The sequence below is a fragment of the Pseudoalteromonas sp. KG3 genome (assembly GCF_030436385.1).
GTDB lineage: Bacteria > Pseudomonadota > Gammaproteobacteria > Enterobacterales > Alteromonadaceae > Pseudoalteromonas > Pseudoalteromonas prydzensis.
Genome location: NZ_CP098523.1, coordinates 2226619 through 2253102 on the forward strand (window position 1 = coordinate 2226619; position 26484 = coordinate 2253102).

The following is a 26484-nucleotide window of genomic DNA, read 5'->3' on the forward strand; positions in this document are numbered from 1 at the left end:
GTATCAATATGGCTATTTCATCAACAAATAAAGTCGCCTTAGGACTGGTTAATATCTCTTTGCTAGCACTGCTAACTGGCTGTGGTGGCGGTAGCTCAATGGGCGATAACAGTCCTCCAGATACAGGAACCAGCATCAGCTGGACCCAAGGTGTATTTCAACCATCAGGCAATTTTGCACAGCAATGCCAAGCATTAAATGAAAAACATTGGTTGCGCTCGTGGAGTAACGAAACCTACCTTTGGTATGACGAAATTATTGATCGAGACCCAGCACTCACACCCACTGTTAGTGAATACTTTGCATTACTCAAAACAGAACAAATTACCGACTCTGGCGCGAAAAAAGATAATTTTCATTCCAGCCTGCCAACTGCAGAATGGAAAGCACAAAGCCAGTCTGGGGTGACCTTTGGTTATGGCTTTAAAATAAAATTAATAAGCGCCACAGCACCACGTCAAGGGGTGATCAGTTACACAGAGCCAAATACCCCCGCGAGTAATCAAAACCTTGCTCGCGGCTTTGAGATTTTAGAAGTAGACGGCGTTGATTTTGTTAATGCGTCAACGCAAGCAGAGGTAGATACTCTCAATGCGGGTTTATTTCCCAGTCAAACCGGTAAAAGCACCACTTTTTTATTCAAAGACATTAATACCGACGAAACCCGTGAAGTTACTCTAACCTCGCAAACAATCACCTCTCTTCCTGTCACAAACGTGAAAACCTTAGCCGACGGCAGTGTGGGCTACTTTCAATTTAATAGTCATAATGCGGTGGCTGAAAAACCCCTTTATGATGCATTTAATAACCTTAAAGCCAGTAATGTCACTGATTTAATTATTGATATTCGCTACAACGGTGGCGGCTTTTTACAAATGGCCAGTCAAGTTGCCTATATGATTGCAGGCCCTGCGAATACCAATGGCAAAATTTTTGAAAAAACAATTTTCAATGACAAACATCCAACTTTTAATCCTGTAACCGGGCAACGTTTAGAACCTGTGATGTTCACCAATGAATTTGTTGGTTTTGCCGATAACCCAGCTTTAATGCCAGGCACGCCCTTGCCGAGCCTTAATTTAAAGCGCGTATATTTGTTAACAACCGCTAGTACCTGCTCAGCCAGTGAGGCAATAATGAACGGCCTACGCGGTGCTGATGTTGAGGTAATTCAAATTGGCTCTGGTACCTGTGGTAAACCTTATGGTTTTTACGCTACAGATAACTGTGACACCACGTACTTCAGCATTCAATTTACCGGCGAGAACAATAAAGATTTTGGAGAGTATGCTGATGGTTTTGCACCAGAAAACACCACTGATAATGCCCGTTTACCGGTCCGTGTGGAAGGCTGTGCTGTAGCAGACGATTTTAGCCGTCAGCTAGGCGACCCTGAAGAAGCGATGCTAAAAGCAGCATTAAATTACCGTACAAACGGTAGTTGCCCGGCTGCAAGCTCGATAGCCAGTAAACAAGGCTTTGCACCTGCGAACTTTAGCGACACGCCTGCCGTACAAGATAGCCGTGCTGCTAGCATGGCTGAACAAAACAAAATATTACCAAGGCAATAAGCTATTAAGGCCACTACAATGCTAAACAAAAAAGTATTATTCATAATAGCGGCATTACTGCTATATGGCTGTACAACGGCAGAAACAGCAACGCCCAAATTACAACATGCACTACTAACCAAACCACAAAGTGAACTCATCGCACAGGGTATTGCTCGCCTAATGCGCAGCGAGAATATTGCAGTCGCTGATGATGTATTTATGCAGCGTAGTTTAATGGTAGTAGATAACGTTACTAAAACCGATGCACTTGGTAACCCAATTATGGGCAAACAACTCAATATGCCTGACCGTTATGAGCTGCTGATCAAAAATGATCTGTGTTTTGTTAGGCATTTAGACAGTAAGGCCACAGAGCCATTGCCGGATGTGAAATGTAAGTTGAATTATAAATAGGTTCTAGGAAAATTTTAACATGTTGAATTAGTAGGAATAACTTTAAGCTTGTTAAAGGTCAAAGTAAATCATCGCTTGAGCAGCGAGCTAAATTTAGCTCGCTACTCATCGCTCGCGACTCGTAGCCGTAGCTTATTTTATTTCAACCCTTTGCGAGCGCATCACGACTTCGTCGTTCAGCTCAATACCAATCCCTGGCTCTTCAGACACTTCAAAGAAACCATTTTTAGGTTGTGGATCTTGTAAGCATAACTCTCTGTTCCACTTTTTAATCGCATAAGTATGATGCTCATGAATTAAGAAGTTTGGAATAGCGGTTTCTAAATGTAATGACGCTGCGGTTGCCACTGGGCCACCACACACATGAGCCTGAATACGCACGTCAAAAATATCGGCGTAATCACACACTTTTTTGGTTTCAGTAAAGCCACCACATAAACCAATATCAGGTTGTAGTACATTAATACTTTGATCTTCTAAATAAGGGCGTACGCCCCAACGGTTGTATAAACGCTCGCCACCAGCAATCGGCACGGATACTTTGTCAGCTACTTTGGCATGCAGTGAATGATTTAAATAGTTCACTGGCTCTTCATAGAACATACAATCGAACTCTTTGGCGATTTCACCAATTTGAATTGCGGATGTCACACCCGGTAAGCTGTGACATTCGAAAATAATGTCAACTTCATCACCTACCGCTTCACGAATTGCTTGCATGCGGGCACGGTATAATTTCATTTCAGCGCGGGAAATGATGTTAGTACGGTCGTAATAAGTATTGCCGTCTTTATCGTATTGGATCGGATCAACTTTAACCGCATCGTAACCTTCCGCCACCGCTTTTAATGCCGCTTCTGCGTATTCTTGTGGATGTACAAGTGCTTTGAACTCAGTGTCCCAATCAAACTGTAATTGTGAGGCATAAGTACGTAGCTTGTCGTTAACCTTGCCACCAAGCAGCTGATACACAGGTAAACCCAATGCTTTACCTTTAATATCCCACAGAGCCGTATCTATCGCACTCATCGCGGCATAAACTACAGGCCCGCCACCTAATCCCCAGAAGCTTTCACGTAGCATACGCGACCATAACTTTTCTGTTTGGAATGGGTCGTGACCAATTAAAAAAGCATCAGCCATTTCTTTGATCATGGCTGCGGCTGCACTGTGGCCTAAGTCATACGCAAGGCCAGCTTCGCCAACGCCGCTAATACCTTCGTCAGTATGAATACGAACAAAGACAGGTGTCCAAGCTGGTCTGTCTGGACAATGGATATCAAACACTTCAACGCGATTAACTTTCATAAAATTCCTTATTAACCAGAGCTTGGTTATTTTGCAAAATTAGGATCAAGTCGATAAGCTTTACGCAGCATTGCAGGCCATGCTAATTGCCCGCCAGTACTGCCGCTGTGTACTACATTCGCTTGGTTATAAATATTATCTATTATAGCTTGTGGAACCGGTGTAACCGCTTGGCCACTGGCTTGCAAGGCGAGCTGAATCTCACAAGCTCGCTGCAAATCATAAAAACGCATAAACGCATCGCCAACCGTTGGCCCAACAGTTAAGCCGCCATGATTAACCAACAGCATATGATTGGTATTAGCTAAGTCATCTTGCAGGCGTTTTTTCTCATCATTATTTACCGCCAGCCCTTCATAGCCATGATAAGACAACGAGGGTAGCGAGAACATTGAATATTGGCTTAAAGGCAGTAAACCATTTTGCTGTGTGGCAACAGCGATGGTTTCTTTAGTATGTAAATGGATAACACAATGGGCATCTTCACGCACTTCATGGATCGCGCTATGAATAGTGAATCCAGCGGGATTAATCGCAAAAGGGGTATCATCTAAAATATTGCCGTCTAAATCCACTTTCACTAAATTAGAAGCGGTAACTTCATCAAAGGTTAGACCAAACGCATTTACTAAATAATGATCAGTTCCCGGTAGGCGGGCCGATAAATGGGTATATATCAAATCACCCCAACGAAAATGCTCAACCAACCGATAACAGGCGGCTAAATCAACGCGTAACTGCCATTCTTGGGCTGATACTTTATTTTTTAAATCAAGCTGCGGTAATTCAAACATTGCAATGCCTTATACAAGCGTGCCGTTAACACGAAATAGATGGATAGAAGTCTAAAGTAGTGTGCGAGGATGATCAATCTTTAAAATAAAACAGCCACACCAAATGGTGTGGCTGTTCACTGCGAGCTAAGTAGGTAACCCGCGTTAGAAAAAGTTATTTTACGTTTGCTAAGTAGTCAGCAATTGCAGTCATTTCTTCTTCTGTTACATTTGCAACCATCGCTTTCATCGCTGCCGACATACCGTTACTGCGCGCGCCCGACTTAATATCTTTCATTTGCGCAACTAAATATTCTTTATTTTGACCATTTAGTTTCGGGTACATTGCCATAATAGGTGCTTTACCTTCAGGGCCATGACAAGTTTGGCACAGTTTTGCAGTGTAAAGCGCTGCACCATCTGCTGCCATACTATTAAATGACACACTCGCAGCCATTGTGAGACTTGCGCCTAAGAGTAATTTTGTTATCTTGCTCATTGTATTCTCTCTTCTTTTTGACGGTTTATAAAAATTATTGCTCTAATTGTAGACCATAATGACAGATCTTTGCATATAACTAATGTACGTAATTTATACACCGGGTAGATCAGCAAACACACTGCTCAAATTAGCTATTAGGCTACCAAACTAAATCATCTGGTACTTCAAAATCTGCATAGGGGTCATCTTCATCTTTGCCTTTATCTTCAGGTTCAACATGAAACACTATGTACTTTTCATCAACTTCTGCCACTTTACGCGCAGGCTCATCTTCGAGTACAAAAAACTGCCCTTCCAGTACACAAATAGCCAGCCGACCACCTGATAATGCCTTTTGGGTTTTCTCGTTCACCTCGAGCTCTTTTACCTTATTTTCATAAGTAAAATTAAAAGTACGTTCACCACGTATAGAATCTTGATTATTGTGCTCTAATATTTGCTTAACACGAGCGACCTGTTCACGCTGTTTTAGCTCAGCTTGGCGTGTTTGGTTTAACTCTTCTGCTTTTTTCTGCTGTTCTAGCTTTGTTTGCTGAATATGCTTTTGCAGATCACTGGGGTTACTCGTTGCCCCTTTCTTTGGCTTCTTTTGCTGCTTACGTTTTTCACTTTTAGCAACTTTAGCTTTATGTGAGGTGGTTAGTCCTGCTTTGAGCAATTGGTCTTGTAATGAACCCATGGCTTTGTTCCATTAAAAACTGATATTAAGATTATTTTAATCTTCAATGCGCATAAATCATAGTGCTGTGGTCATTAATCTAACAAAGTGTTGTAGGTGATACCGTGATTTAGCGCAAAGAATATATATTTTTACAATAGAAGTAATCACTTAAAGCAATGCCTATGGTTGAATTTAATATCAATCAGGTTAAGCTGTGATTTTTGTAGTAGGGCCAATACAATGCGTTTGGGTCATTTATTAGTTTGCTCACTGTTTATCTTTTTTGTGCTTTACGCACCGCAGCCATTATTAAGCTTATTTGCTGAGCAGTTTTCTGTCAGCCCTGCCACCGCAGGAAGTTTGATGACCGCAACTATGATCCCGTTAGCCGTGGCTCCTTTGGTATACGGTTTATTACTAGCGAAGCGCAACCCACTCAGCATTCTTCGCTACGCCATGTTATTGCTTGCTGTTACCTGCATCACTTTTGCTTATGCCTCCAGTTTTGAGTTATTGCTGTTACTACGGTTTTTACAAGGTTTAACCTTACCCGCCGCACTAACTGCGATGACCACTTACATTGGCAGTACTTATCAAGCGGATCAATTACAAAAAAATATGACCCTCTACATAGGTAGCACTATAGCTGGGGGTTACTTTGGCCGAGTGCTCGCTGCAGCCTTTGCCGACTTTTGGACATGGCAAAGCTTTTATTTTGTTATTGCCGCAGGGTTAACCTGCGCAGCTTTATATATACCACGCCACCAAATGGCTATTGTAAGCAATGCCCTTTCACCACTAAATTATTTAAAGCAATTAGCCAATGCTGCGGTGTTAAAAATATATGGTGCTGTGTTTTGCATGTTTTTTTGCTTTGCTGCGTTATTAAATTATTTGCCATTTATTTTGCGCGATACCTTTTTAATTACCAACACGCGCGATATCGGCTTAGTCTATAGCGGTTACTTGATTGGTGCGCTGGCCTCAATCGCAACGCCTTGGCTATTAAGAAAAAGTATTTCGCCATGGCATTTACTGTCAGCAATATTTATTTTTTATAGCGCAACACTGGTATTTTTGATGAGTTCGCAACTGATGATTTTTCTATTGGCATTCACAGGCTTTTGTGGGGCGATGTTTATCATTCATTCAACAGCGGCGCCGTTTGTTAATAAAATCAGTATTGCCCCGGCCAGTGTTACCAATGGTGCTTACGTATCATTTTATTACAGTGGCGGCGCGTTAGGCTCATTTATACCTGGCTTGGTATATCAACAATGGGGCCATACCGCATTTATGGCCTCATTGTTACTGGTGTGTTTATGTGGCTTAGTTCTAGTTACTGCGGGTTATTTAGCGGGTAAAAAAACCACTTTAGGCTGATGCCCTGTCGCAATAAAAAAGCGCTCTAAATCGGCTTTTTGCAGTAACCAGGTTTGGGTATTTTCGAACGGGTGACAATGAAATAGATCCCCAAACCATATATCTTGGTCTAACCATAAGGTGACATTATTTTGTTTGTCGTTCATTAACGCTAACATCGAAACACAGCCAGGGGCGACTTTTAAAAATCGTGCTAAACGTTCATCTGAGGCAAACCCTAATCGTGATAACCCTTGGTATTTTGCCAACGCTTTTAAATCGAGCTGCTTGTCATGAGCGGTGATCACTAAAAAGTGGTTTTTTCCTTCGTTATCGCGCAAGAATAAATTTTTTAGCCGCGTTCCTGGGCGCTCTATCATTAACTCATCAGCAGTAAGGCTGCCATGCAGTGCTGGATGTTCAATCACATCATAGCTAATCCCTAAATGCGCTAAAAACGCTGCTAACTTGGTTTTATCCGCTAACATTTATAAGCAATGCCCCCTTAATTGCACACTTAACTCTCGCCAAACCACGTCGTTTATTTCGTACTTGTCATTACAGTATTGTGTTGCTTTTAATTCTTGTTGTAATAACTCTACGGCTTGGTCTTCTAACTCTAGTTTTAAGCTGTTTGATTCTTCAAAGTATTCTTGCTCAGCAAAGTTTTTAAACTCGCTGCGCGTCAGTGGTCGATCTAAGTTTAAACTTTTTCGACTATTCGCTTTAACCGACACCACATAGGCAAAAATTTTATTACCTTGCTCATCCAACTTAGTATGTAGTTGCTTGTTATTAATTTCAAAAGGCGGCTCATCATTTTGACTTGCGCACCCACAAAGCAAAACGAACAGGATCCATGCGTATTTTTTCATTTTTAAAGTCTTTTTACTATCCAGTGACTGCTAGTCTATCAAAAATAGCTTACTTGCGTAAAAATTCGTAAAATATATAAAAAATGCTTGACCAAATTTAGAAATCTCATTAAAGTTCGTCCCGCTTGAAAGGGAAACTCAAGTGGGTTACGAAATTCGTAACTTTAGGAATGTGGGGCTATAGCTCAGCTGGGAGAGCGCCTGCCTTGCACGCAGGAGGTCAGCAGTTCGATCCTGCTTAGCTCCACCACTTTCCTACTCTTCTTTTTTATCTCTATGGCTTAGTCGCCACACTCTCATTTTAAAATCTATTTTTATTTAAATCACATACGATTTTTTGCTGTTCCATTTTTGTTTACGATCAAAAATGCCGAGCAGAGCTCGGCATTAATATTAGTGCGGTATCCTGTATTATTCGCGCACTTGGCCTTCGCCATTCACTAAGTATTTTTCCGTCGTAAGTGACTCAAGGCCCATTGGTCCGTATGCATGTAATTTTGATGTTGCAATACCAATCTCTGCACCTAAGCCTAACTGAGAGCCATCAGAGAAGCGTGATGATGCATTTACCATCACTACTGAGGCATCAACGCTACGTTGGAACAACTGCGCCGCAGCGTCATTTTTAGTACAAATAACTTCGGTATGGTTTGAACCAAATTGTGCAATATGATCAATGGCACCAGCAAAATCAGGCACTACACGAATGGCAATTTCTAGATCAAGGTATTCTTCACCAAACTGATCAGCCTCTAAAACGGTGGCGTTATCAAAATACTTAGCCGCTTGGCTATCGGCGTTAATTTTTACACCTTCTTGGCGCAATACTACCGCGCACAAGTTTAAAAACTCATCGGCAACATCTTGATGCACCACTAAACCTTCTAACGCATTACATACGCCAGTACGTTGAGTTTTACCATTAAGTAACAAGTTAATCGCCACTTCTAAATCAGCGTCTTTATCCACATATAAATGGCATACGCCCTTAAAGTGTTGGATCACTGGAATGGTACTGTTATCTGTTACAAAGTTAATTAAACCTTCGCCACCACGTGGAATGATTAAATCAATGCTGTCGCGTTGCTGCATTAACTCCATCAACAATGCACGGTCAGGATCTGGGATCACTGAAATAAGCGCCGCAGGTAGATTATGCTGCTCTAATACTTGGTGCATTACGCTGGCAATTGCTTGTGAACTCTTTAACGCTTCTTTACCACCACGTAAAATAACACCATTACCTGATTTAAAGCACAAGGCGCCAGCGTCAGCGGTTACATTTGGACGCGCTTCATAGATCATACAAACAACGCCTAGTGGTACACGCATTTTACGAATTTTAATGCCATTTGGACGCTCTGTGATATCACGTAATTGACCCACAGGATCGTCAAGACTGACGATCACTTCAATGCCCTCTGCCATTGCTTCTATACGCTCATCATTAAGCGTTAAACGGTCTACCATCGAGGCTGCTAAATTATTATCACGTGCAGCCGCTAAGTCACTTTCGTTTTCTTTAATAATAAATGCTTTTTGCTGGCGTAATGCCGCCGCCATATCCAGTAGCACCTGATTTTTGGTCTCGGTATCGAGTAAGGCTAACTGGTGTGCAGCTTTGGCTGCTTGACGTGAAATATCTGTAATTAAACTCATGACTTCTCCAATAATGCGATATCTTTTTCTGAAATAACGGGACCGATCGAATTTTGCATTTTGTCGCTAAATTCGCTTTGTTCGTTATCAGCTATAAAATTCAGTAAACAACTACTGTAATTTGCAGTTGCCTTGGCTAATCGAGTGCCGTCGTTACTACGTACCAAGATGGTATCACCAACGGCAAATTCACCATGCACGGCAACAATTTCATCGCCACGGATACAACCCGTTTCGCCTTCTAATGATTCATCGTATGAACCCGCTACAACGACTTCACCTTGCTCACTGGCAGTATGAGTCATCCAATGTATGGCTTCTTGCATTGGCTTTTCATACGGTAAGAAAATAGTGCCGGGGTTTTCACCATCGAGCAGCTTAGTAAACGTCTGCTCTTTAAAACCATTAATGATATAAGTAGTTATACCATGCGAAGTCGCTTTTTCTGCTGCTTCTATTTTCGTTTTCATACCACCGGTGCCAACTGCACTGGTAGCACATCCTGCCATAGCATAGATTGAATCATCAATTGATTTAATTTCAGGCAGTAACACGGCATCATCATGTAGATTAGGGTTTTTATCATAAAGCCCATCTACGTCTGAAAAAATCATTAATGCATCAGCATCTGCAGCCGCGGCCACCATGGCTGATAAATTATCGTTATCACCTACTTTTAAATCATCCGTGGTCACCGTATCATTTTCGTTCATGATAGGCAGTACACCATGGTCAAGTAAGGTAAACACGGTTTCTCGAATACTTTCGTAACGCTCACGGTCACGTAAATCACCATGAGTTAATAAAATTTGTGCCGATGGGAAATCAAAAAAGCGGTCCCACATTGCCATCATCTCTGTTTGGCCTGCAGCTGCCATGGCTTTTTTCATTACCACAGTGCGTTCTTGTGCCGTTGGAAATAAATGCGCGCCAGCAGCAACTGAGCCTGACGAAACTAAAATCACTTCAATTCCTTGACTACGACAACGAACAATAAACTGAGCGATGGTTAATAAATAGCGTGAACGGCAGCCATCTTGATCAGGTGCAATCAATGCGCTACCTACTTTTAATACGATACGTCGCCAATTTAACTTTTGCATAAGTGTTCTACTTTCCATTTTAACTGTGTCTTATCCTAGTAGGATAAGCATGAAAACATTCACCTAGCATTTCACTAGGTTACGAATTAATAATATGTATTTTCGTTCCACTCATTTTTAAGTTAGCACTTTTTAATACTCAGCCAAAATCACTCACTCAGTATTTTTACTAAGCAGTAGATATAGCATAACTCTAGCCCAATCATTAAGATTGAACAGTTATAAAGTAAATAAAAAAGTGTTGTTTATGCATCGCTGTAAAAAGCTGTGTGAGGCTTTTTTATTAACAACATACATAGAGCCTCTAGAGTCTGGTACACCAACAGATAGGGTGATGACTCAAGGACCGAGATTTGCTCACCACGATGGGTGTCAAATATTGAGTAAGCAACAGTTCAACTCAAACGAAATAAATCACTACAAAGTAATTTTGTTCAAATTAACTCACTGCTAAAAACGAGTAAAAATATACAAATTGTATTCAAAACAATTAAAAATTAATTTTTAAGCATATAGATATAGTAACCTCAATCTAAGTCATTGAAATAATGAACAACTTAAAAATAACTATATGTATTCGCTTAGACCTAAAAAATAACTAATTAGATGACTAATTGTTTGAACACTAACTATAATACGCTAATTTTAGCCTAGAGATCAAGGCTACATTTCATCCGATCGGCTTACAATTTACACTGCATTATTTTAAAATTGTTATTTTTCATAAAGTTAGACCAGCATTTATTAATTATGATTATTTCAAAATCAGTTAATTATCATTTCTTCTACAAATAAGTTCATAAACAGCTAAAATTCTATTAGGAAAAAATAACATACACGTGTATACCCCTGTATTATTGGTTTCATTAGCTATATCCTAATCGCAGTAATAAATAAGGAATACTTCATCTATGTCAGCTATTTATATCGCAGGGATCGCTCTATGCTCGGTTCTCGCCCAATGGGTAGCCTGGGGTTTTCGTGTCCCAGCTATTTTATTTTTGTTACTTACAGGCCTACTACTAGGTCCTGCTACTGGTATGTTAGACCCAGATGCATTGCTCGGTGATCTGCTCTTTCCGGTGGTGTCACTCAGTGTTGCCGTTATCTTATTCGAAGGTTCACTCACCCTGCACTTTCGTGAACTTAAAGGCATTGGCAAGGTAGTTCGCAACCTATGTTCAATCGGCATGATTGCCACCTGCATAATAATAAGCCTAAGTGCATATTGGATTTTAGAATTAAACTGGCGTGTTGCCGCAGTGCTTGGGGCTGTATTAGTTGTGACTGGCCCAACGGTAATAGCTCCGCTATTGAATTCAATGCGACCGACTCAAGATATAGACCGTATATTGCGCTGGGAAGGCATTGTTATCGACCCAATTGGTGCCTTGTTTGCAGTGCTTGTGTTCGAAGCAGTCATGCTGGTCGGCCAAGGTGAAGTGTTTTTGCACACCATTATCGCGCTATTTAAAACCTTAGGCGTGGGCTTATCTATTGGTGTGGTTGCCGGCTGGTTAACAACCTTGTTGATCCGCAGAGAGTGGCTACCATTTGAATTGCATAAATTTGGTATTTTAGCGCTGGTACTGATTAGCTTTACCGTTTCCAATCATTTAAGTCATGAGTCAGGTTTATTGGCGGTCACAGTATTTGGTATTTGGCTCGCAAACCAAGACGATTTAGAAATTGATTCTGTGCTTGAGTTTAAAGAAGATCTTTCAATGATCTTAATTTCGACTTTATTTATCTTACTTGCTGCGCGTTTAGAGCTTGCTGATTTAATGATGCTGGATGCTGATGTATTTATCTTTTTAGCGATAGTCCTATTTGTTGCGCGCCCGCTGTGTATTGCGATTTCAACTTACGGTACTGAACTGCCGATAAAGTCTCGGTTAGTACTAGCGTGGATTGCACCTCGCGGTATTGTTGCCGCCGCGGTAGGTTCTGTATTTGCGTTGAGTATGATGGAAGCCGGGGTCGCTGATGCTGAAAAAATCGTACCGCTGATCTTTACCGTGATCATTATTACTGTGGTACTGCAAAGTTTAACTGCTATTCCTATTGCCAAGTTATTAGGGGTACGTCAACCATCGCCCAATACTATTTTGATTATCGGTGCTAATCATGTTGCTCGCGCGATTGCACGTGGCCTGAAAGAGCAAAATATTCCGGTGCACTTATCAGATCCAGCTTGGGAAAACTGCCGTATGGCACGTATGGACGGCCTAGCTTGTTATTATGGTAATCCGCAATCAGAGCATGCCGAACGTTATTTGCCACTGACTACAATTCGTAGTGTGATGGCACTGTCACCAAATCGTCATCATAACGCGTTAGGTGTACAATACTTTTCGCATTTATTGAATGAGAAAAACGTATTTTCACTGCGCTCTTCAACCTCGCATGCAAAAGCAAATAAAGACAGCGCAACGTTTTTATCTCGGCAAATACTCTTTGGCGACAGTGGCTCTTATGCACGTTTAAGTAGCTTAATCGCCAAAGGCGGTAAGGTCAGTGCGACACGCATCTCTGAAGAGTTCAGCTGGGAAAAATACCAGGAGATGAACGCTGATGCGATCCCATTATTTATTCTCAATGGGGATAAAGATAGCGATGAAGATTCGCCAGTAAAACTGCGCCCCTTTACCATAAATATAGAAAAACCACCACAGCAAGGAGAGCGTGTTGTTGCTATGCTGCCCCCTAAAATGTCGGTGTTAAAAGATCCAAATAATGGCAAAAGCAAAGAGCCGAAAGAAATAAAAGAGTAGCCAAAAAGGGCTAGGTATTACACCTAGCCCTTTTGTTTGCTTTAATCACTTTGTCTTTGCTCTTTCTAACTCGCTAACTTTCTCCCTTGCACTCACACCTACATCGGCAAGCGTGCCCGTGCGACAACACTATCAGGCATTTTTTGTGCAAGCTGAGCAAGTGAGCGTTCTATTTTTTTATGGGTTGCTTTGTCTGCCACCATGGCATGAAATAGCCAACGGTAAGCATCTTCATAATCACGAGGACTACCAAAACCTTGGTTAAATAAATTAACTAAGCGTAACTGTGCTTTTAAATTACCTTGTGATGAAGCTTCACGCAGATAGGTTACAGCCAGTGCTTTATCTTTTTGCACTAAACGTCCGGTATCGTAGTAACGCCCGAGCTGCTCTAATGCCGCCGCTAAGCCTTGCTGAGCGGCTTGGCGCATATAATACACACCCAGTTCTACATTACGATCAACACACACCGCATACGCCAGCATATCGCCATATAAAAATTGATAAGAAGGCAGCGCCATTTTATTGGCTCGCGCTTCGATATCTTGCACTAACTGGCAATCATCTGCCTTTACACGGGCTAAATGAGTATTTTTATTGATCAGTGCTAACAGCTCTGTCTCAGTGTACAAAGGCACTGCGGCTATTGGCTCTTCCGCTTTAACGTGGCTTACCAATAACATAGAAAAAGGTACTAATGATAAACAAGTTAACAAACGCATTTAGGTCACTTTAATTAAAAACCATCTTGCTAAAGTTTATACAAAGATCGTTCCAGAATGAAATTTATCCGCGCTTATTTGTGATAAAGCCGAAAAACAGCCACAAAAAAAGCTGCACTAGGCAGCTTTTTTTGTGCTATTAGTGATTATGCAAATGGGTTGCGTAATACCATAGTTTCTACACGATCAGGACCGGTAGAAATAATATCAACAGGCACACCTGTGATTTCTTCAATACGCTTGATGTAATCAAGTGCAGCTTGTGGTAACTGATCAACAGAAGTCGCACCTACGGTGTTCTCAGACCAACCTGGCATTTCTTCATATACTGGGGTTACTTTCTCATAACCTTCAGCGGCAAGTGGCGTTACGTTAGTAACAGTGCCATCTTCAAGTTGGTAACCAATACAAATTTTAAGCGTTTCTAAACCATCTAAAACATCTAATTTAGTTAAGCAGAAACCTGTGATCGAGTTAATTTGTACTGCACGGCGCATTGCCACAGCATCTAACCAACCAGTACGACGTAGGCGACCTGTTGTAGCACCAAACTCATGGCCAACAGTACCTAAGTGCTTACCTACTGGGTCTTGTTTTTCAAGGCCATCGTAAAGCTCGGTAGGGAAAGGACCTGAACCAACACGAGTTGTGTAAGCTTTGATAATACCAAGTACGTAATCAAGGTTTAATGGACCAAAACCAGCACCAGTCGCAACACCACCGGCAGTGGTGTTTGAAGATGTTACATACGGGTAAGTACCGTGGTCGATATCAAGCAATGTACCTTGTGCACCTTCAAACAAGATATTGTCGCCAGCAAGACGAGTTTGATCAAGTAATTCAGTAACATCAACAACCATTGCTTTAAGGATATTAGCAACAGCCATTGCATCATCAAAAGTCTGTTGGAAATCAACCGCATCTACTTTGTAGTAGTTAACTAATGTGAAGTTATGGTATTCCAATACTTCTTTAAGTTTTGCAGCAAATAGCTCAGGGTTGAATAAATCACCGATACGTAAACCACGACGAGCAACTTTATCTTCGTACGCTGGACCAATACCACGACCCGTTGTACCAATCGCTTTATTACCACGTGCTTTTTCACGAGCTACATCTAATGCGATGTGGAAAGGCAAAATTAACGGACATGCTTCGCTTATTAATAAACGCTCACGTACTGGTACGCCACGTTCTTCTAGCATGCCAATCTCTTTCATTAGCGCTTCTGGTGAAACGACAACACCATTACCAATCACACACTTAACATTGTCACGTAATACACCCGATGGAATAAGGTGTAAAACTGTCTTTTCACCGCCGATAACTAAAGTGTGACCTGCGTTATGGCCACCTTGGTAACGAACTACTAAAGATGCTTTGTCTGTAAGGAGGTCAACTACCTTACCCTTACCTTCGTCACCCCATTGGGTGCCTAATACAACAACGTTTTTACCCATTGTAAATTCACTTAGAAAAAATTAGGACGAGATTTTACCAGAAAATAAGGGCAAAGATCACCCCGTTTAGGTTATTTTTTCTGCTTGATCATTTAACGACCATTACAATAAAAATTAACTGGTTGAATAACTTTAAGTTATTCACAATAATCTGTCTTACTAAAAGAAAAACCCTGCATACACAGGGTTTGGATTTGTGTTAGATGTAGGAAACGATTACTGTACAGCAGCACCTTTCATATATCTAAAGAAGTCACTATCTGGTGATAACACCATCACGTCTTGCTTATCTTTAAAGGTCTTTTTATAAGCCTCTAATGAACGTACAAAACTAAAGAATTCAGCGTCTTTATTGTATGCATCTGCATAAATAGCAGCTGCTTTTGCATCACCAGCACCGCGAACAGTACGTGCATTACGCTCTGCATCAGCCAGCATTACCGTGACACGACGGTCAACTTCTGCACGAATAGTTTCTGCTTTTTCATTACCTTCAGAACGGTGTTCATTTGCAACCGCTTTACGTTCAGCACGCATACGCTTATAAATAGAATCACTAACCTCTGATGGTAAATTGATCTGCTTAACTCGTACATCAAGTACTTCAATACCTAACTCTTGAGCACTTTCAGAGGCTTGTACTAACGCTTCTTCCATTAGCTCGCTACGCTCGCCAGATACAATCTCACGAATAGTACGTGAACCAAAATTAGTACGAAGACCGTTGTTTACTTTTTGCTTAAGTAGCGCTTCAGCGTATTGCTTATCACCACGGGCACGTAAATAAAATGCGCTAAAATCACTTACCCGCCACTTCACGAACGAGTCAACGATTAAGTCTTTTTTCTCACTAGTTACAAAGCGATCAGGTGCACCATCTAAAGTTTGAATACGCGCATCAATACGACGTACTTGGCTAAAGAAAGGCACTTTGAATTGTAAGCCTGGGTTATAAACAATTGCTTCACCACTATCGTCTTTTTGTACTTTACTGAAAAGCATAACAATTGCTTTTTGCCCTTCAGGTACCACAAACACTGACGAAAATGACAACACAACGGCCGCTAATAATAGAACTAAACTAAAGTTTTTCATTGCGCTTATCTCCCGTCGTTAAAGCGATCTGCGCCAAAGCGGTCTGAACTTGAGTTCACAGTGCTATTGCGCGATGTATTAACTTTATTGCGTAAGTCGTTAATATCACTTGAACTAGGTAGTGCAACACGAGTTGCTGTACCTTGTTTTTCCATCATTTTATCAAGTGGTAAATACATCATGTTATTACCGCCTTTAACATCGACTAACACTTTTGAGCTGCTACCGAGCACTTCTTGCATGGCATCAATGTATAAGCGCTCACGAGTTACCTTTTTAGCAGCTTGATATTCAGGTAGTAGCTTTTCAAAACGAGCTACCTCACCCTCTGCTTCTAAAATAACACGCTCACCATAACCTTCAGCTTCTTGCGTCATACGCGTTACTTGACCACGAGCACGCGGTTCAATCTCACGGGCATAAGCTTCCGCTTCACGAATAAAACGCTCTTCATCTTCTTGTGCTGCAATGGCATCATCAAAGGCATCTTTAACTTCAGCCGGTGGACGTGAATCTTTAAAGTTAACGTCTGTGACTATTAAACCTAAATTATACGGTTCGATAATTTTATTTAGTTCGTCCCAGGTATTTTGACGTACAACTTCACGGCCATTAGTTAAAACTTGGTCCATTTTAGAATGACCAACAACATAGCGCAGTGCACTTTCTAATGCTTCTTTTAAGCTTGAGTCAGCATTAGTAACACTAAACTTGTACAATACAGGGTCAATAACTCGATACTGCACCTGAAATTCAACACTAACCACATTTTCGTCTTCGGTTAGCATAAAACCAGACGTTGATAATGAACGAACTGCTTCAATATCTACTGGAACGACTGTTTCAATAAACGTCATTTTCCAACGCAAACCAGGATCTGCGATGCGGTCAAACTGACCAAAATGTAATACGATGCCGCGCTCAGCCTCTTTCACGGTATAAATACCGCTCAATGCCCATACAATTGCAGCAATAATTAGCACAAATGAAAGACCAGCTCCACCGAGTCCGCCGCCACTTTTGCCGGATTTATTACCGCCAAATAAGCCGCCAAACTTGCCGCTGAACTTGCGAAACACCTCGTCTAAATCAGGTGGGCCTTGATCACGTCCGCCTTTTTTGTTCCACGGATCTTTGTCATTGCCATTATTACCCGGTTCATTCCAGGCCATAGCTATACTCCATTGTTATCTAAATAATTTAGGTAATTACGTTAAATCTAACAAAAATACCGCTGTTCTCATACTAAAAATGACAATGTGCGGTAGTTTTTTCGAATTACGAAATAAAAGCGTCGATTTCAGGACCAAACTCTTTTCTTAAACGGTTCCATTCTACCATAGGCATACGCGTAGCGAGCAACCATTGACCCTGCTCATCAAAATCTTCTTGATGTACTGCATTTAAACTAAACAACGCGGCGCGTAAACGGCCGAACTGCGGCGCTAATTTAAGCGTATGTACAAACATTTTCTTTGCTAACAGCTCACTGATAGCCTGCGATAATAGCTCGCACCCGGCACCACTGTGGGCCGACAACCAAACTCGAATCGGCGTGCCTTCATCGTCACGGTCAATACGTGGTTCAATATCTTCCAGCGCATCAATTTTGTTGTATACCAACAATTGCGGCACTTCATCCGCTTCAATTTCTTTAAGAACCGATTGTACTTGTTCTATATTCTCTTTGCGACGATGATCGGCAACGTCCACCACATGAAGTTGCAAATCAGCTTCTCGGGTTTCTGTCAGGGTAGCTTTAAATGCAGCCACTAGATCATGAGGCAAGTGTCGGATGAAACCAACAGTGTCGGCTAAAATAATCGCGCCAACATCTTCAATTTCGAGCTTACGTAAGGTTGGATCAAGGGTCGCAAATAGCTGATCAGCCGCATAAACATTAGAGTTGGTAATGCGATTAAACAAGGTTGATTTACCCGCATTAGTATAGCCTACCAATGATACCGTGGGAATTTCATTGCGATTACGAGCACGACGACCTTGCTCACGTTGCACCGCAACTTTTTCTAAGCGGGCACGAATACTTTGAATACGTACTCGCAGCAAACGTCTATCTGTTTCTAGCTGGGTTTCACCTGGACCACGTAAACCAATACCGCCTTTTTGGCGCTCAAGGTGAGTCCAGCCGCGGATCAAGCGAGTTGACATATGCCGCAGCTGCGCAAGCTCAACCTGCAACTTACCTTCATGGGTACGTGCACGTTGCGCAAAAATATCAAGAATAAGCGTCGTTCTATCAAGCACTCGGCATTGGCAAACGCGCTCTAAATTGCGTTCTTGTGACGGTCTGAGTTGATGATTAAAAATGACGACATCTGCGTTGTGGATTTTGACAATCTCAGCGATCTCTTCAGCCTTTCCGGTACCGACAAATAGTTTCGGATGTGGTGCTTGACGGCTGCCTTGCACAACCGCCAAACTGCTAACACCAGCAGAAGATACCAACATTTCTAATTCATGAAGATCTTCACGATCCCCTTCTTTTGGAAAGTCGATATGAACTAAGACTGCCTGTTCGCCGGCTTCATAACGGTCAAACAAACATTATGCTCCTAATTTAAAAATTTCCAGCTTCAGGCTCTTCACCGTCTTCGCTTCCTTGAATACCTTGGAAGTTAACAGCACGAGCAGGAACTACGGTAGAAATCGCATGTTTATACACCATTTGATTCACGGTGTTTTCAAGTAAAATAACAAATTGGTCAAATGACTGGATCTTACCTTGTAGTTTGATGCCATTAACCAAAAAGATTGATACTGGAATACGCTCACGACGTAGCGCATTCAAAAATGGGTCTTGTAACGATTGGCCTTTTGCCATGTTATTTTCCTTCGTTCTAGGTGTTATTATAATTAAGTGGCTGAACTTATTTAACAAAGCTAAAAAACATTCAACTACTACTAGCTTAGCGAACTTACAACACGTTGCAAGTTTTCTTCATCACCCGTTGTCAACCACGTTACATCGGGCCAACCTCTTAGCCATGTCAGTTGACGTTTAGCAAGCTGTCGTGTTGCTGCAATACCGCGAAACACCATTTCATCGTACTCAGTGCCGCCAGCAATGTAATCCCACATTTGCCTATAACCCACGCAACGAATAGAAGGTAAGTTTGGGTGTAAATCCTTACGTTGATATAGGGATGAAACTTCATTTTCAAACCCCTGCTCAAGCATTATTTTAAATCTTTGTGCTATACGTTCGTGCAAATCGGCACGATCATCAGGTGCAATCGCAAATTGATGAAACGTATAGGGTAAACTTGGCTGCTTGCTTTTTTGCAATTCAGTCATCGTTTTACCCGTTAAGCGATACACTTCTAACGCACGATTAATACGTTGCGAGTCATTTTCGCTCATTTTTTCTGCCGCTTGCGGATCAATGGCTGCAAGCTCTTTGTAAAGTGCTGGCCAACCTTGTTGCTTAGCTTGCTGCTCAAGTTCAGCTCTGATCACTGGACACGCTTCTGGCAATGGCGATAATCCATCGATCAATGATTTAAAGTACATCATTGTACCACCAACTAATACTGGCACTTTACCTTGTTGGTGAAATTGGTCAATCTTTTCAATCGCATCACGACGAAAATCTGCCACTGAGTAACTTTCACTGGGATCAATTAAGTCAATTAAGTGATGTGGCGCAAGCGCGCGCTCTGCTGCGTCCGGTTTTGCCGTACCTATGTCCATATTTTTGTACACTAAGGCTGAATCAACGCTGATTATCTCAGTATTTAAATGCTGACATAAATCAATAGCTAACGCTGTTTTCCCCGCAGCGGTTGGGCCCATTAAAAAAATGACAGGTAAATTACTCAACTCGGCGACCTTAATCTAATTGTACTAAAAAATGATTTAAATCTATTTTAACTGCTTTTGCAGCTAAACGCTGAATTGTTTGTGGATTATTTTGCATCCGCGCGACATCTTCAGCAAATGCTTGGCTGGCATAAAAACGTGACGGTATTTGCCCTCGTTGCCAGTTCAACCATTCTTCAATGCTGTTAAGCTCGGCCTGCGTTGCTTTCAATAAAGCATCTATCGCTTGGCTAACGTCCAACAGGTATAAACTCTGGGGTAGTTTTTTCACCATTACAAATTGCTTTTCAATTAATAACTCAAAACCCAGTAAGGTAAACCACGATTGCTGCTGAGTTAAACGCACACTATCTTCTTTGCTAATATTGACGCGTACCGGTAATAGTAACGACTTACCTTCTAAATTGCCATGCTCTGCAATTAGCTCTAACCAATCAGCGACTAAAAGATACTTAAAGTGTGAACAATACAATTGCTGTTGCTGGCTAAACACACAACCGCCATCACTTTGCACCAGTAAAGGCTGCCCAGTTTGGCGCTGATTAGATGCCGGTAATTCAGCAGTGGCAGCTATGGGCTGGTCAAAATGACTAGCATGCTGTTCATTAACCCCCTGATAAAAAGCGCTAACATCTTGATGATTGACGCGACTGCTTGGCTTTGTGCTACTGCTTGAGCCGCCATATCCGCCACCGCCCCGAGAGAAAGACGACGCAGTGCTACTGGGGCTTCGTTCAAGCGGTTGCAGGTTAGACTTAGGGTAATCAAGCATTTCGCCAGCGATGTTGTTAGAGTGCGCCTGTGGTGCTGCTGTGTTAGGGTATTGTGCAGTCGTAAGTGGTGAGCTTGGTTGATGATCAACGACAAGCTCATCTTGCAACGGAACTACCACCTGCTTAATGGCTTGCAAAATAAAATCATGCACTAGGCGCCCTTGATGAAAACGCACTTCGTGTTTTGCAGGGTGCACATTAACATCGACTTGACGCGGGTCAATATCAATATAAATTACAAAGCCCGGCAACTCTTCCTGCCCTGCAACTTCTTCAAACGCTTGGCGGATTGCATGTAAAATCAGTTTATCGCGCATCATGCGATTATTTACATAGGTATATTGTGTGGTATTCGCCGATCCCACAGGTAATACCCAGCCGTGTAATTGCAAGCCAAGCTCACCGGACTCAATATACAAACCTTGTTCTGCAAACGCTTTGCCGGCAACTTGTGCAACCCGAGTAATTGCCTGTGCAGGATCAGTTTTTGCCCGATACTGGCGCACCACTTTATCGTTATGAGTAAGGGTAATCGACACATCAAAACGACTCAGGGCAATGCGCTTGATCAATTCATCAATGTGCGTAAATTCTGTTTTTTCAGTACGTAAAAATTTGCGCCTAGCTGGAGTGTTAAAAAATAAATCTTTAACTTCAATAGTGGTGCCATCAGGATGCGCTGTCGGTTTAACTTGCACCGCCATATCGCGGCCTTCGGCAAATGCTTGCCAAGCGGCTTCTTGCTGCTGCGTTTTTGAGCTTAACGTTAAGCGTGATACTGAACTAATTGAGGCCAGCGCTTCACCACGAAAACCCAACGAGCAAATATTTTCTAAATCATCGAGGGACTTTAACTTACTGGTAGCATGGCGAGAAAGCGCCAATGTAAGCTCATCTTTATCAATGCCTGAGCCATTATCACGAATGCGGATCAGTTTGTGACCACCGCGTTCGATATCAATTTGAATGCGAGTTGCGCCTGCATCTAGGCTATTTTCAACGAGTTCTTTAACCACCGATGCGGGTCTTTCAACCACTTCGCCCGCGGCAATCTGGTTAGCTAATCGCGCGGGTAATATTTCAATACTCATACTGATCCTAACGATTTTAACTTTGCGGAATATCTAATTCTTGACCAATAAACAAAGTGTTAGATTGTAATTGATTGACTTGCTTAAGCTTACTCACCGACACCCCATAACGACTAGCTAACAAACTTAACGACTCCCCAGGGCGAACTTTATGTTTAGTTGGATATTGAGATTTTAATGACGCAAATAGCGAGTCAGCCGGTGGGTTTTTAAGATAATAACTCTTTAAGGAGGTAAAAATCGCTTTCGCCAAACGCTCTTGGTAATTAGCACTTTTTAATAAGCGCTCTTCCCGCGGGTTAGAAATAAACCCAGTTTCCACCAAAATAGACGGAATATCCGGTGACTTTAATACTGCAAAACTAGCCGCTTGTGGCGCCTTTTTATGCATTTTAGCGACTTTCTTCAATTCATTCATCACTTCTTCTGCGACGCTAAAGCCCGTTTTCATGGAATGATCCATCGACATATCAAGCAGCGCTTGCGCTAAATACTTTTCACTTGCAGTATCTTTAATCACTCCAGCTGCGCCGCCGAGTAGTTCAGAGTGTTTTTCTTTATCCTCGAGCCATTTACCAATTTCTGAATTCGCGCGGCGCAGTGATAACACCCACACTGACGCACCACTTGGCTGCGGGCTGGTAAAAGCATCGGCATGAATGGAGACAAAAAAGTCAGCCTTTTTCTCGCGAGCGCGATTTGTACGGGTATTTAAATTTACAAAGTAATCACCGCGACGCACCATGCGCGAGATCATGCCGCGCTCAGCATCAATCATCCGCTCTAAGCGTTTCGCTATTTGCAATGTGATGTCTTTTTCATAAGTGCCTGACGGACCTATGGAACCGGGATCTTCACCGCCATGACCTGCATCAATAGCAATAACAATATCACGCTGCTGATTAAGCTCGCGTTTTTTAACTGCGGTATGACTCGTAACTGGTGCGGGCTCAGCCTGATTTTTATCGTATAAATCGACCACTAAACGATTTTTATAAGGCCCAGTTGGTGCTAAAGCAAAGATGACTGGTTTAACCGGCCCTGTGAGCTCAAAGACAAATCTTACGCCTTTGCTGTTTTTTGCTTTTGAATAACGTAACTTACTAACAATTTGATGTTTATTTGGGATTGCTGGTAAATCTTTTATTTTATCTGTTGTTTCCAAGTCAACCACTAAGCGCAGTGGGTTTTTCAGCATAAAGTAACTAAAATCAGGTTTATCCGTTAGGTCGAATACTACCCGCGTACTATCTGGCGATGGCCAAACCCGAACACTATTGATAGTATTTTGTGCATAGAGGCTAGCGCTGATTGCTAACAGCAAAAAACCGCACACCCACTTTATGACAGCTCGACTCATCTGTATCATTACACCTTTTATTATTTGTTGTTATTTACTCTGATTTGAGTTTATTCACAATACTATCGCCACGCGGGCTGATACTTTTAATTTCAATTGCTCGGGCATCGCCAACATACCGTAAAGTAATGTCTAAATCGGGTGTGGGAATAAACTCACCGCCTTTTTCAGGCCATTCCACCACACAAATTGCAGTCGGCGAAAAATAATCACGAATACCCATGTATTCTAATTCTTCTGGATCGCCTAAACGATATAAATCAAAATGATAAACATTGGCTGCTGCCAGTTCATAAGGTTCCACAAGCGTATATGTTGGACTCTTAACCTTACCTTGATGACCGAAGCCTTGGATAACACCACGGGTTAAAGTGGTTTTACCTGCTCCTAAATCACCATGTAAATAAATAACTGCACCTTGCTCCATTAACCCTGCAAGTTGATTGCCCATTTTAACCGTTGCAGCTTCATCAGCGAGTTGAAAACCAACACTGTGCGTCATTCTGACCTCATGGATAGTATTAAAAACGATAACCTGTTAATCATACCAGATTATTTTTGTAAGGCGAGTCAGCGATCATCAGACATAAAAAAACCGGCAAAGTTGCCGGCTTTTTACGTAATTAGGATTATAAACCTAATTTTTTCTCAAGATAGTGGATGTTAGTGCCACCATTTTGGAAGTTTTCATCCGCTAAGATGCGCTTATGTAATGGCGTATTCGTTTTAATACCGTCAATCACAAGCTCATTTAATGCGTTGCGTGCACGAGCAATTGCCACATCACGGTTTTCACCGTAAGTGATCAATTTACCAATCATTGAATCATAGTGTGGTGGTACTGTGTAGTCAGCATAAATATGGCTGTCCCAACGAATACCTAAACCACCTGCTGGATGGAAACGCGTAATTTTACCCGGTGACGGGATAAACGTTTCAGGGTCTTCAGCATTAATACGACATTCAATGGCATGACCACGAATAACAACGTCATCTTGAGTGAATGACAGTGGTTGTCCGGCGGCAATTTTTAGCTGTTCTTTGATTAAATCAACACCAGTTACCATTTCTGTTACTGGGTGTTCAACCTGAATACGAGTGTTCATTTCAATGAAATAGAACTCACCGTTTTCATATAAGAACTCAAATGTACCCGCACCACGATAACCGATTTCGATACATGCGCGCGTACAACGCTCACCAATGAATTTACGTACTTCAGCTGTAATACCTGGTGCTGGCGCTTCTTCAACTACTTTTTGGTGGCGACGTTGCATAGAACAATCACGCTCACCCAAGTGAACTGCATTACCTTGGCCATCAGCGAGTACTTGAACTTCGATATGACGAGGGTTTTCAAGGAATTTCTCCATGTAAACCATGCTATTACCAAAGAACTGCTTAGCTTCTTGTTGCGTTAATGCAATTGAATTAATTAATTCAGCTTCGCTACGAACCACACGCATACCACGACCACCACCGCCACCAGCGGCTTTGATGATCACCGGGTATCCGATGCGTTTAGCGATTTGCATATTACGGTCTTTATCATCTGATACAGGGCCGTCTGAACCTGGTACACATGGTACACCGGCTTTACGCATTGCTTCGATTGCAGATACTTTGTCGCCCATTAGGCGAATCGTGTCGCCACGCGGACCAATAAATACAAAACCACTTTGTTCAACTTGGTCAGCAAAATCAGCGTTTTCAGCAAGGAAACCATAGCCTGGGTGAATAGCAACAGCATCTGTCACTTCAGCAGCAGCGATAATACGCGGAATATCTAAGTAACTTTCAGTTGCTGAAGGTCTACCAATACAAATTGTTTCATCTGCAAGCAATACATGCTTAAGATCGCGATCCGCCGTTGAATGCACAGCAACCGTTTTGATCCCAAGCTCTTTGCAGGCGCGCAAGATACGAAGTGCAATTTCACCTCGGTTTGCAATGACTACTTTATCTAACATAAGAGTTGGCCTTATTAGGTTACGCTATTATTCAATGATGAATAGCGGTTGATCAAATTCTACTGGCTCGCCATTTTCAACTAAAATCGCTTTTACTGTGCCCGCTTTATCTGACTCAATTTGGTTCATCATTTTCATCGCTTCGATGATACAAAGTGTGTCACCAACTTTAACTTGTGAACCCACTTCAACATATGCTGGAGCTTCTGGAGAAGCCGCAGCATAGAAAGAGCCAACCATAGGTGATAATACTTGATGACCAGTAGGGCCAGTAGGGCCTGCTGGTGCAGCTGCCTCAGCAGTTGCAACTGGTGCAGCGGCAGGAGCAGCTGGCGCAGGAGCTGGTGCATATTGAGGTGCATACTGTGGAGCGTAAGCAGGACCTGCACTCATGTTATTACGATTGATACGTACTGATTCTTCACCTTCAGTGATTTCTAATTCAGCAATACCTGATTCTTCTACTAGTTCAATTAGTTTTTTGATCTTGCGAATATCCATGAACGACCCGCCTGTTAGTTTGTTAGTTAAAATTAATTCGCGTTTTGCAACCGATTTACGGCAGCTTCAAGTGCTGCACGATAACCCATTGCGCCTAATCCACATATCACGCCCTGCGCCACATCAGAAAAATATGAATGATGACGAAACGCTTCCCGCGCGTGCACATTCGTTAAGTGCACTTCAAAAAACGGGATATCAACCGCCAGTAATGCATCACGTAAAGCCACGCTTGTATGCGTAAATGCAGCTGGGTTGATAATAATGTAATCAATAGCCTGCCAAGCGCTGTGTATGCGCTCAATTAAAGCTTGCTCACTATTACTTTGAAAATGCGTTAACTCCACATCTAGACCATCAGCAAACGTTGTTAGTTCGCTCATAATCTCACTAAGCGTGTGTGAACCGTATTTCTCTGGCTCACGCTTACCTAGCATGTTCAAGTTAGGGCCATTTATAACTAAAAGTTTAAATTTTGCAGCCATAATACGCGATAATCCTATAAATAATGAGTTAAGCCATTTTGATTAGAAATCCCCGTAAAATGTAGAGGGGAAAAACTAAAATAGCAACTATTTCTCACGTTAACCACCTATTATAGCCAGTTCGACGTAAATAGCAGCAAAATACTGGTCTAATCACTAGTAACTACAACAGAAACAAAAACGCCACTCTTATAAAGTGGCGT

Annotated in this window: 25 protein-coding genes and 1 tRNA gene; 5 read left to right on the forward strand and 21 right to left on the reverse strand. The window is 42.0% G+C overall.

Annotated elements, in window-relative coordinates; translation table 11 throughout:
* The first annotated feature begins 8 nt into the window (after positions 1 to 8).
* A complete protein-coding gene (locus NDQ71_RS10505) occupies positions 9 to 1571 on the forward strand; it encodes a S41 family peptidase (protein WP_192541669.1) in 1563 nt (520 codons plus the stop codon).
* Between the two features lie 18 nt (positions 1572 to 1589).
* Positions 1590 to 1967, forward strand: coding sequence for a hypothetical protein (locus NDQ71_RS10510; RefSeq protein WP_192541670.1), 378 nt, complete (start codon positions 1590 to 1592; stop codon positions 1965 to 1967).
* A gap of 132 nt (positions 1968 to 2099) precedes the next feature.
* On the opposite strand, the gene NDQ71_RS10515 is transcribed toward NDQ71_RS10510, so the two are convergent.
* From NDQ71_RS10515 to NDQ71_RS10530, 4 genes are all read right to left on the reverse strand, one after another.
* The gene (locus NDQ71_RS10515) at positions 2100 to 3275 is read right to left on the reverse strand and encodes a mandelate racemase/muconate lactonizing enzyme family protein (protein ID WP_192541671.1); all 1176 of its coding nucleotides are present in this window, start codon (positions 3273 to 3275) and stop codon (positions 2100 to 2102) included.
* Between the two features lie 26 nt (positions 3276 to 3301).
* Positions 3302 to 4069 (reverse strand): class II aldolase/adducin family protein, encoded by a 768-nt coding sequence (locus NDQ71_RS10520; RefSeq protein ID WP_064668183.1) that lies wholly within the window; start codon positions 4067 to 4069, stop codon positions 3302 to 3304.
* 154 nt (positions 4070 to 4223) lie between these two features.
* Positions 4224 to 4547, reverse strand: coding sequence for a c-type cytochrome (locus tag NDQ71_RS10525; protein WP_064668184.1), 324 nt, complete (start codon positions 4545 to 4547; stop codon positions 4224 to 4226).
* A 142-nt stretch (positions 4548 to 4689) separates the two neighbouring features.
* A complete protein-coding gene (locus NDQ71_RS10530; protein WP_064668185.1) occupies positions 4690 to 5229 on the reverse strand; it encodes a DUF2058 domain-containing protein in 540 nt (179 codons plus the stop codon).
* A 222-nt stretch (positions 5230 to 5451) separates the two neighbouring features.
* Here NDQ71_RS10530 and NDQ71_RS10535 point away from each other — a divergent pair, with 222 nt between their 5' ends.
* Positions 5452 to 6594: an MFS transporter gene (locus NDQ71_RS10535; protein ID WP_301561610.1), complete on the forward strand. Its 1143-nt coding sequence runs from the start codon at positions 5452 to 5454 to the stop codon at positions 6592 to 6594.
* Here the strand turns inward: NDQ71_RS10535 and NDQ71_RS10540 are convergent.
* Together NDQ71_RS10540 and NDQ71_RS10545 are read right to left on the reverse strand one after the other, a co-directional pair.
* A complete protein-coding gene (locus NDQ71_RS10540; protein ID WP_192541673.1) occupies positions 6561 to 7061 on the reverse strand; it encodes a prolyl-tRNA synthetase associated domain-containing protein in 501 nt (166 codons plus the stop codon). The genes NDQ71_RS10535 and NDQ71_RS10540 overlap by 34 nt on opposite strands.
* On the reverse strand, positions 7062 to 7448 hold the full coding sequence (locus tag NDQ71_RS10545) for a hypothetical protein (RefSeq protein WP_064668188.1): 387 nt from the start codon (positions 7446 to 7448) through the stop codon (positions 7062 to 7064).
* 174 nt (positions 7449 to 7622) lie between these two features.
* On the opposite strand from NDQ71_RS10545, the gene NDQ71_RS10550 reads away from it, so the two are divergent.
* A tRNA-Ala gene (locus NDQ71_RS10550) sits at positions 7623 to 7698 on the forward strand.
* A 161-nt stretch (positions 7699 to 7859) separates the two neighbouring features.
* Here the strand turns inward: NDQ71_RS10550 and NDQ71_RS10555 are convergent.
* Positions 7860 to 9107 (reverse strand): glutamate-5-semialdehyde dehydrogenase, encoded by a 1248-nt coding sequence (locus tag NDQ71_RS10555; RefSeq protein WP_192541674.1) that lies wholly within the window; start codon positions 9105 to 9107, stop codon positions 7860 to 7862.
* The gene (proB, locus tag NDQ71_RS10560; RefSeq protein WP_192541675.1) at positions 9104 to 10210 is read right to left on the reverse strand and encodes a glutamate 5-kinase; all 1107 of its coding nucleotides are present in this window, start codon (positions 10208 to 10210) and stop codon (positions 9104 to 9106) included. The genes NDQ71_RS10555 and proB overlap by 4 nt, the downstream gene beginning before the upstream one ends.
* Positions 10211 to 11121: 911 nt before the next feature.
* Between proB and NDQ71_RS10565 the strand changes: the two genes are divergently transcribed.
* Positions 11122 to 12984 carry a sodium:proton antiporter gene (locus NDQ71_RS10565; protein ID WP_192541676.1) on the forward strand — a complete coding sequence of 621 codons (1863 nt, stop codon included), beginning with the start codon at positions 11122 to 11124 and terminating at the stop codon, positions 12982 to 12984.
* 98 nt (positions 12985 to 13082) lie between these two features.
* Here the strand turns inward: NDQ71_RS10565 and NDQ71_RS10570 are convergent, their stop codons facing one another.
* The 13 genes from NDQ71_RS10570 to aroQ all read right to left on the reverse strand — a co-directional run bounded on the left by NDQ71_RS10570 (position 13083) and on the right by aroQ (position 26281).
* Positions 13083 to 13706, reverse strand: a complete 624-nt coding sequence (locus NDQ71_RS10570) for a tetratricopeptide repeat protein (RefSeq protein ID WP_064668192.1) — start codon at positions 13704 to 13706, stop codon at positions 13083 to 13085.
* Positions 13707 to 13852: 146 nt separating this feature from the next.
* Entirely contained in the window at positions 13853 to 15166 is a 1314-nt protein-coding gene (locus tag NDQ71_RS10575; RefSeq protein ID WP_192541677.1) for an adenylosuccinate synthase, read from the reverse strand.
* A gap of 216 nt (positions 15167 to 15382) precedes the next feature.
* Positions 15383 to 16261, reverse strand: coding sequence for a protease modulator HflC (hflC, locus tag NDQ71_RS10580; RefSeq protein WP_192541678.1), 879 nt, complete (start codon positions 16259 to 16261; stop codon positions 15383 to 15385).
* A 5-nt stretch (positions 16262 to 16266) separates the two neighbouring features.
* The gene (gene hflK / locus NDQ71_RS10585) at positions 16267 to 17433 is read right to left on the reverse strand and encodes an FtsH protease activity modulator HflK (RefSeq protein WP_192541679.1); all 1167 of its coding nucleotides are present in this window, start codon (positions 17431 to 17433) and stop codon (positions 16267 to 16269) included.
* A gap of 106 nt (positions 17434 to 17539) precedes the next feature.
* Positions 17540 to 18823, reverse strand: a complete 1284-nt coding sequence (hflX, locus tag NDQ71_RS10590) for a ribosome rescue GTPase HflX (RefSeq protein ID WP_064668196.1) — start codon at positions 18821 to 18823, stop codon at positions 17540 to 17542.
* Between the two features lie 16 nt (positions 18824 to 18839).
* Positions 18840 to 19103 carry an RNA chaperone Hfq gene (hfq, locus tag NDQ71_RS10595; RefSeq protein ID WP_064668197.1) on the reverse strand — a complete coding sequence of 88 codons (264 nt, stop codon included), beginning with the start codon at positions 19101 to 19103 and terminating at the stop codon, positions 18840 to 18842.
* Between the two features lie 80 nt (positions 19104 to 19183).
* Complete coding sequence (miaA, locus tag NDQ71_RS10600) at positions 19184 to 20101, reverse strand: tRNA (adenosine(37)-N6)-dimethylallyltransferase MiaA (RefSeq protein WP_192541680.1); 918 nt, start codon at positions 20099 to 20101, stop codon at positions 19184 to 19186.
* A gap of 10 nt (positions 20102 to 20111) precedes the next feature.
* Positions 20112 to 21965: a DNA mismatch repair endonuclease MutL gene (gene mutL / locus NDQ71_RS10605; protein ID WP_192541681.1), complete on the reverse strand. Its 1854-nt coding sequence runs from the start codon at positions 21963 to 21965 to the stop codon at positions 20112 to 20114.
* A 16-nt stretch (positions 21966 to 21981) separates the two neighbouring features.
* On the reverse strand, positions 21982 to 23325 hold the full coding sequence (locus NDQ71_RS10610) for an N-acetylmuramoyl-L-alanine amidase (protein WP_064668199.1): 1344 nt from the start codon (positions 23323 to 23325) through the stop codon (positions 21982 to 21984).
* 34 nt (positions 23326 to 23359) lie between these two features.
* Positions 23360 to 23827, reverse strand: coding sequence for a tRNA (adenosine(37)-N6)-threonylcarbamoyltransferase complex ATPase subunit type 1 TsaE (tsaE, locus tag NDQ71_RS10615; RefSeq protein ID WP_064668200.1), 468 nt, complete (start codon positions 23825 to 23827; stop codon positions 23360 to 23362).
* 127 nt (positions 23828 to 23954) lie between these two features.
* A complete protein-coding gene (gene accC, locus NDQ71_RS10620; protein WP_064668201.1) occupies positions 23955 to 25295 on the reverse strand; it encodes an acetyl-CoA carboxylase biotin carboxylase subunit in 1341 nt (446 codons plus the stop codon).
* Positions 25296 to 25322: 27 nt separating this feature from the next.
* Positions 25323 to 25796: an acetyl-CoA carboxylase biotin carboxyl carrier protein gene (accB, locus tag NDQ71_RS10625; RefSeq protein WP_192541683.1), complete on the reverse strand. Its 474-nt coding sequence runs from the start codon at positions 25794 to 25796 to the stop codon at positions 25323 to 25325.
* A gap of 32 nt (positions 25797 to 25828) precedes the next feature.
* The gene (gene aroQ, locus NDQ71_RS10630) at positions 25829 to 26281 is read right to left on the reverse strand and encodes a type II 3-dehydroquinate dehydratase (RefSeq protein ID WP_064668203.1); all 453 of its coding nucleotides are present in this window, start codon (positions 26279 to 26281) and stop codon (positions 25829 to 25831) included.
* Positions 26282 to 26484 lie beyond the last annotated feature (203 nt).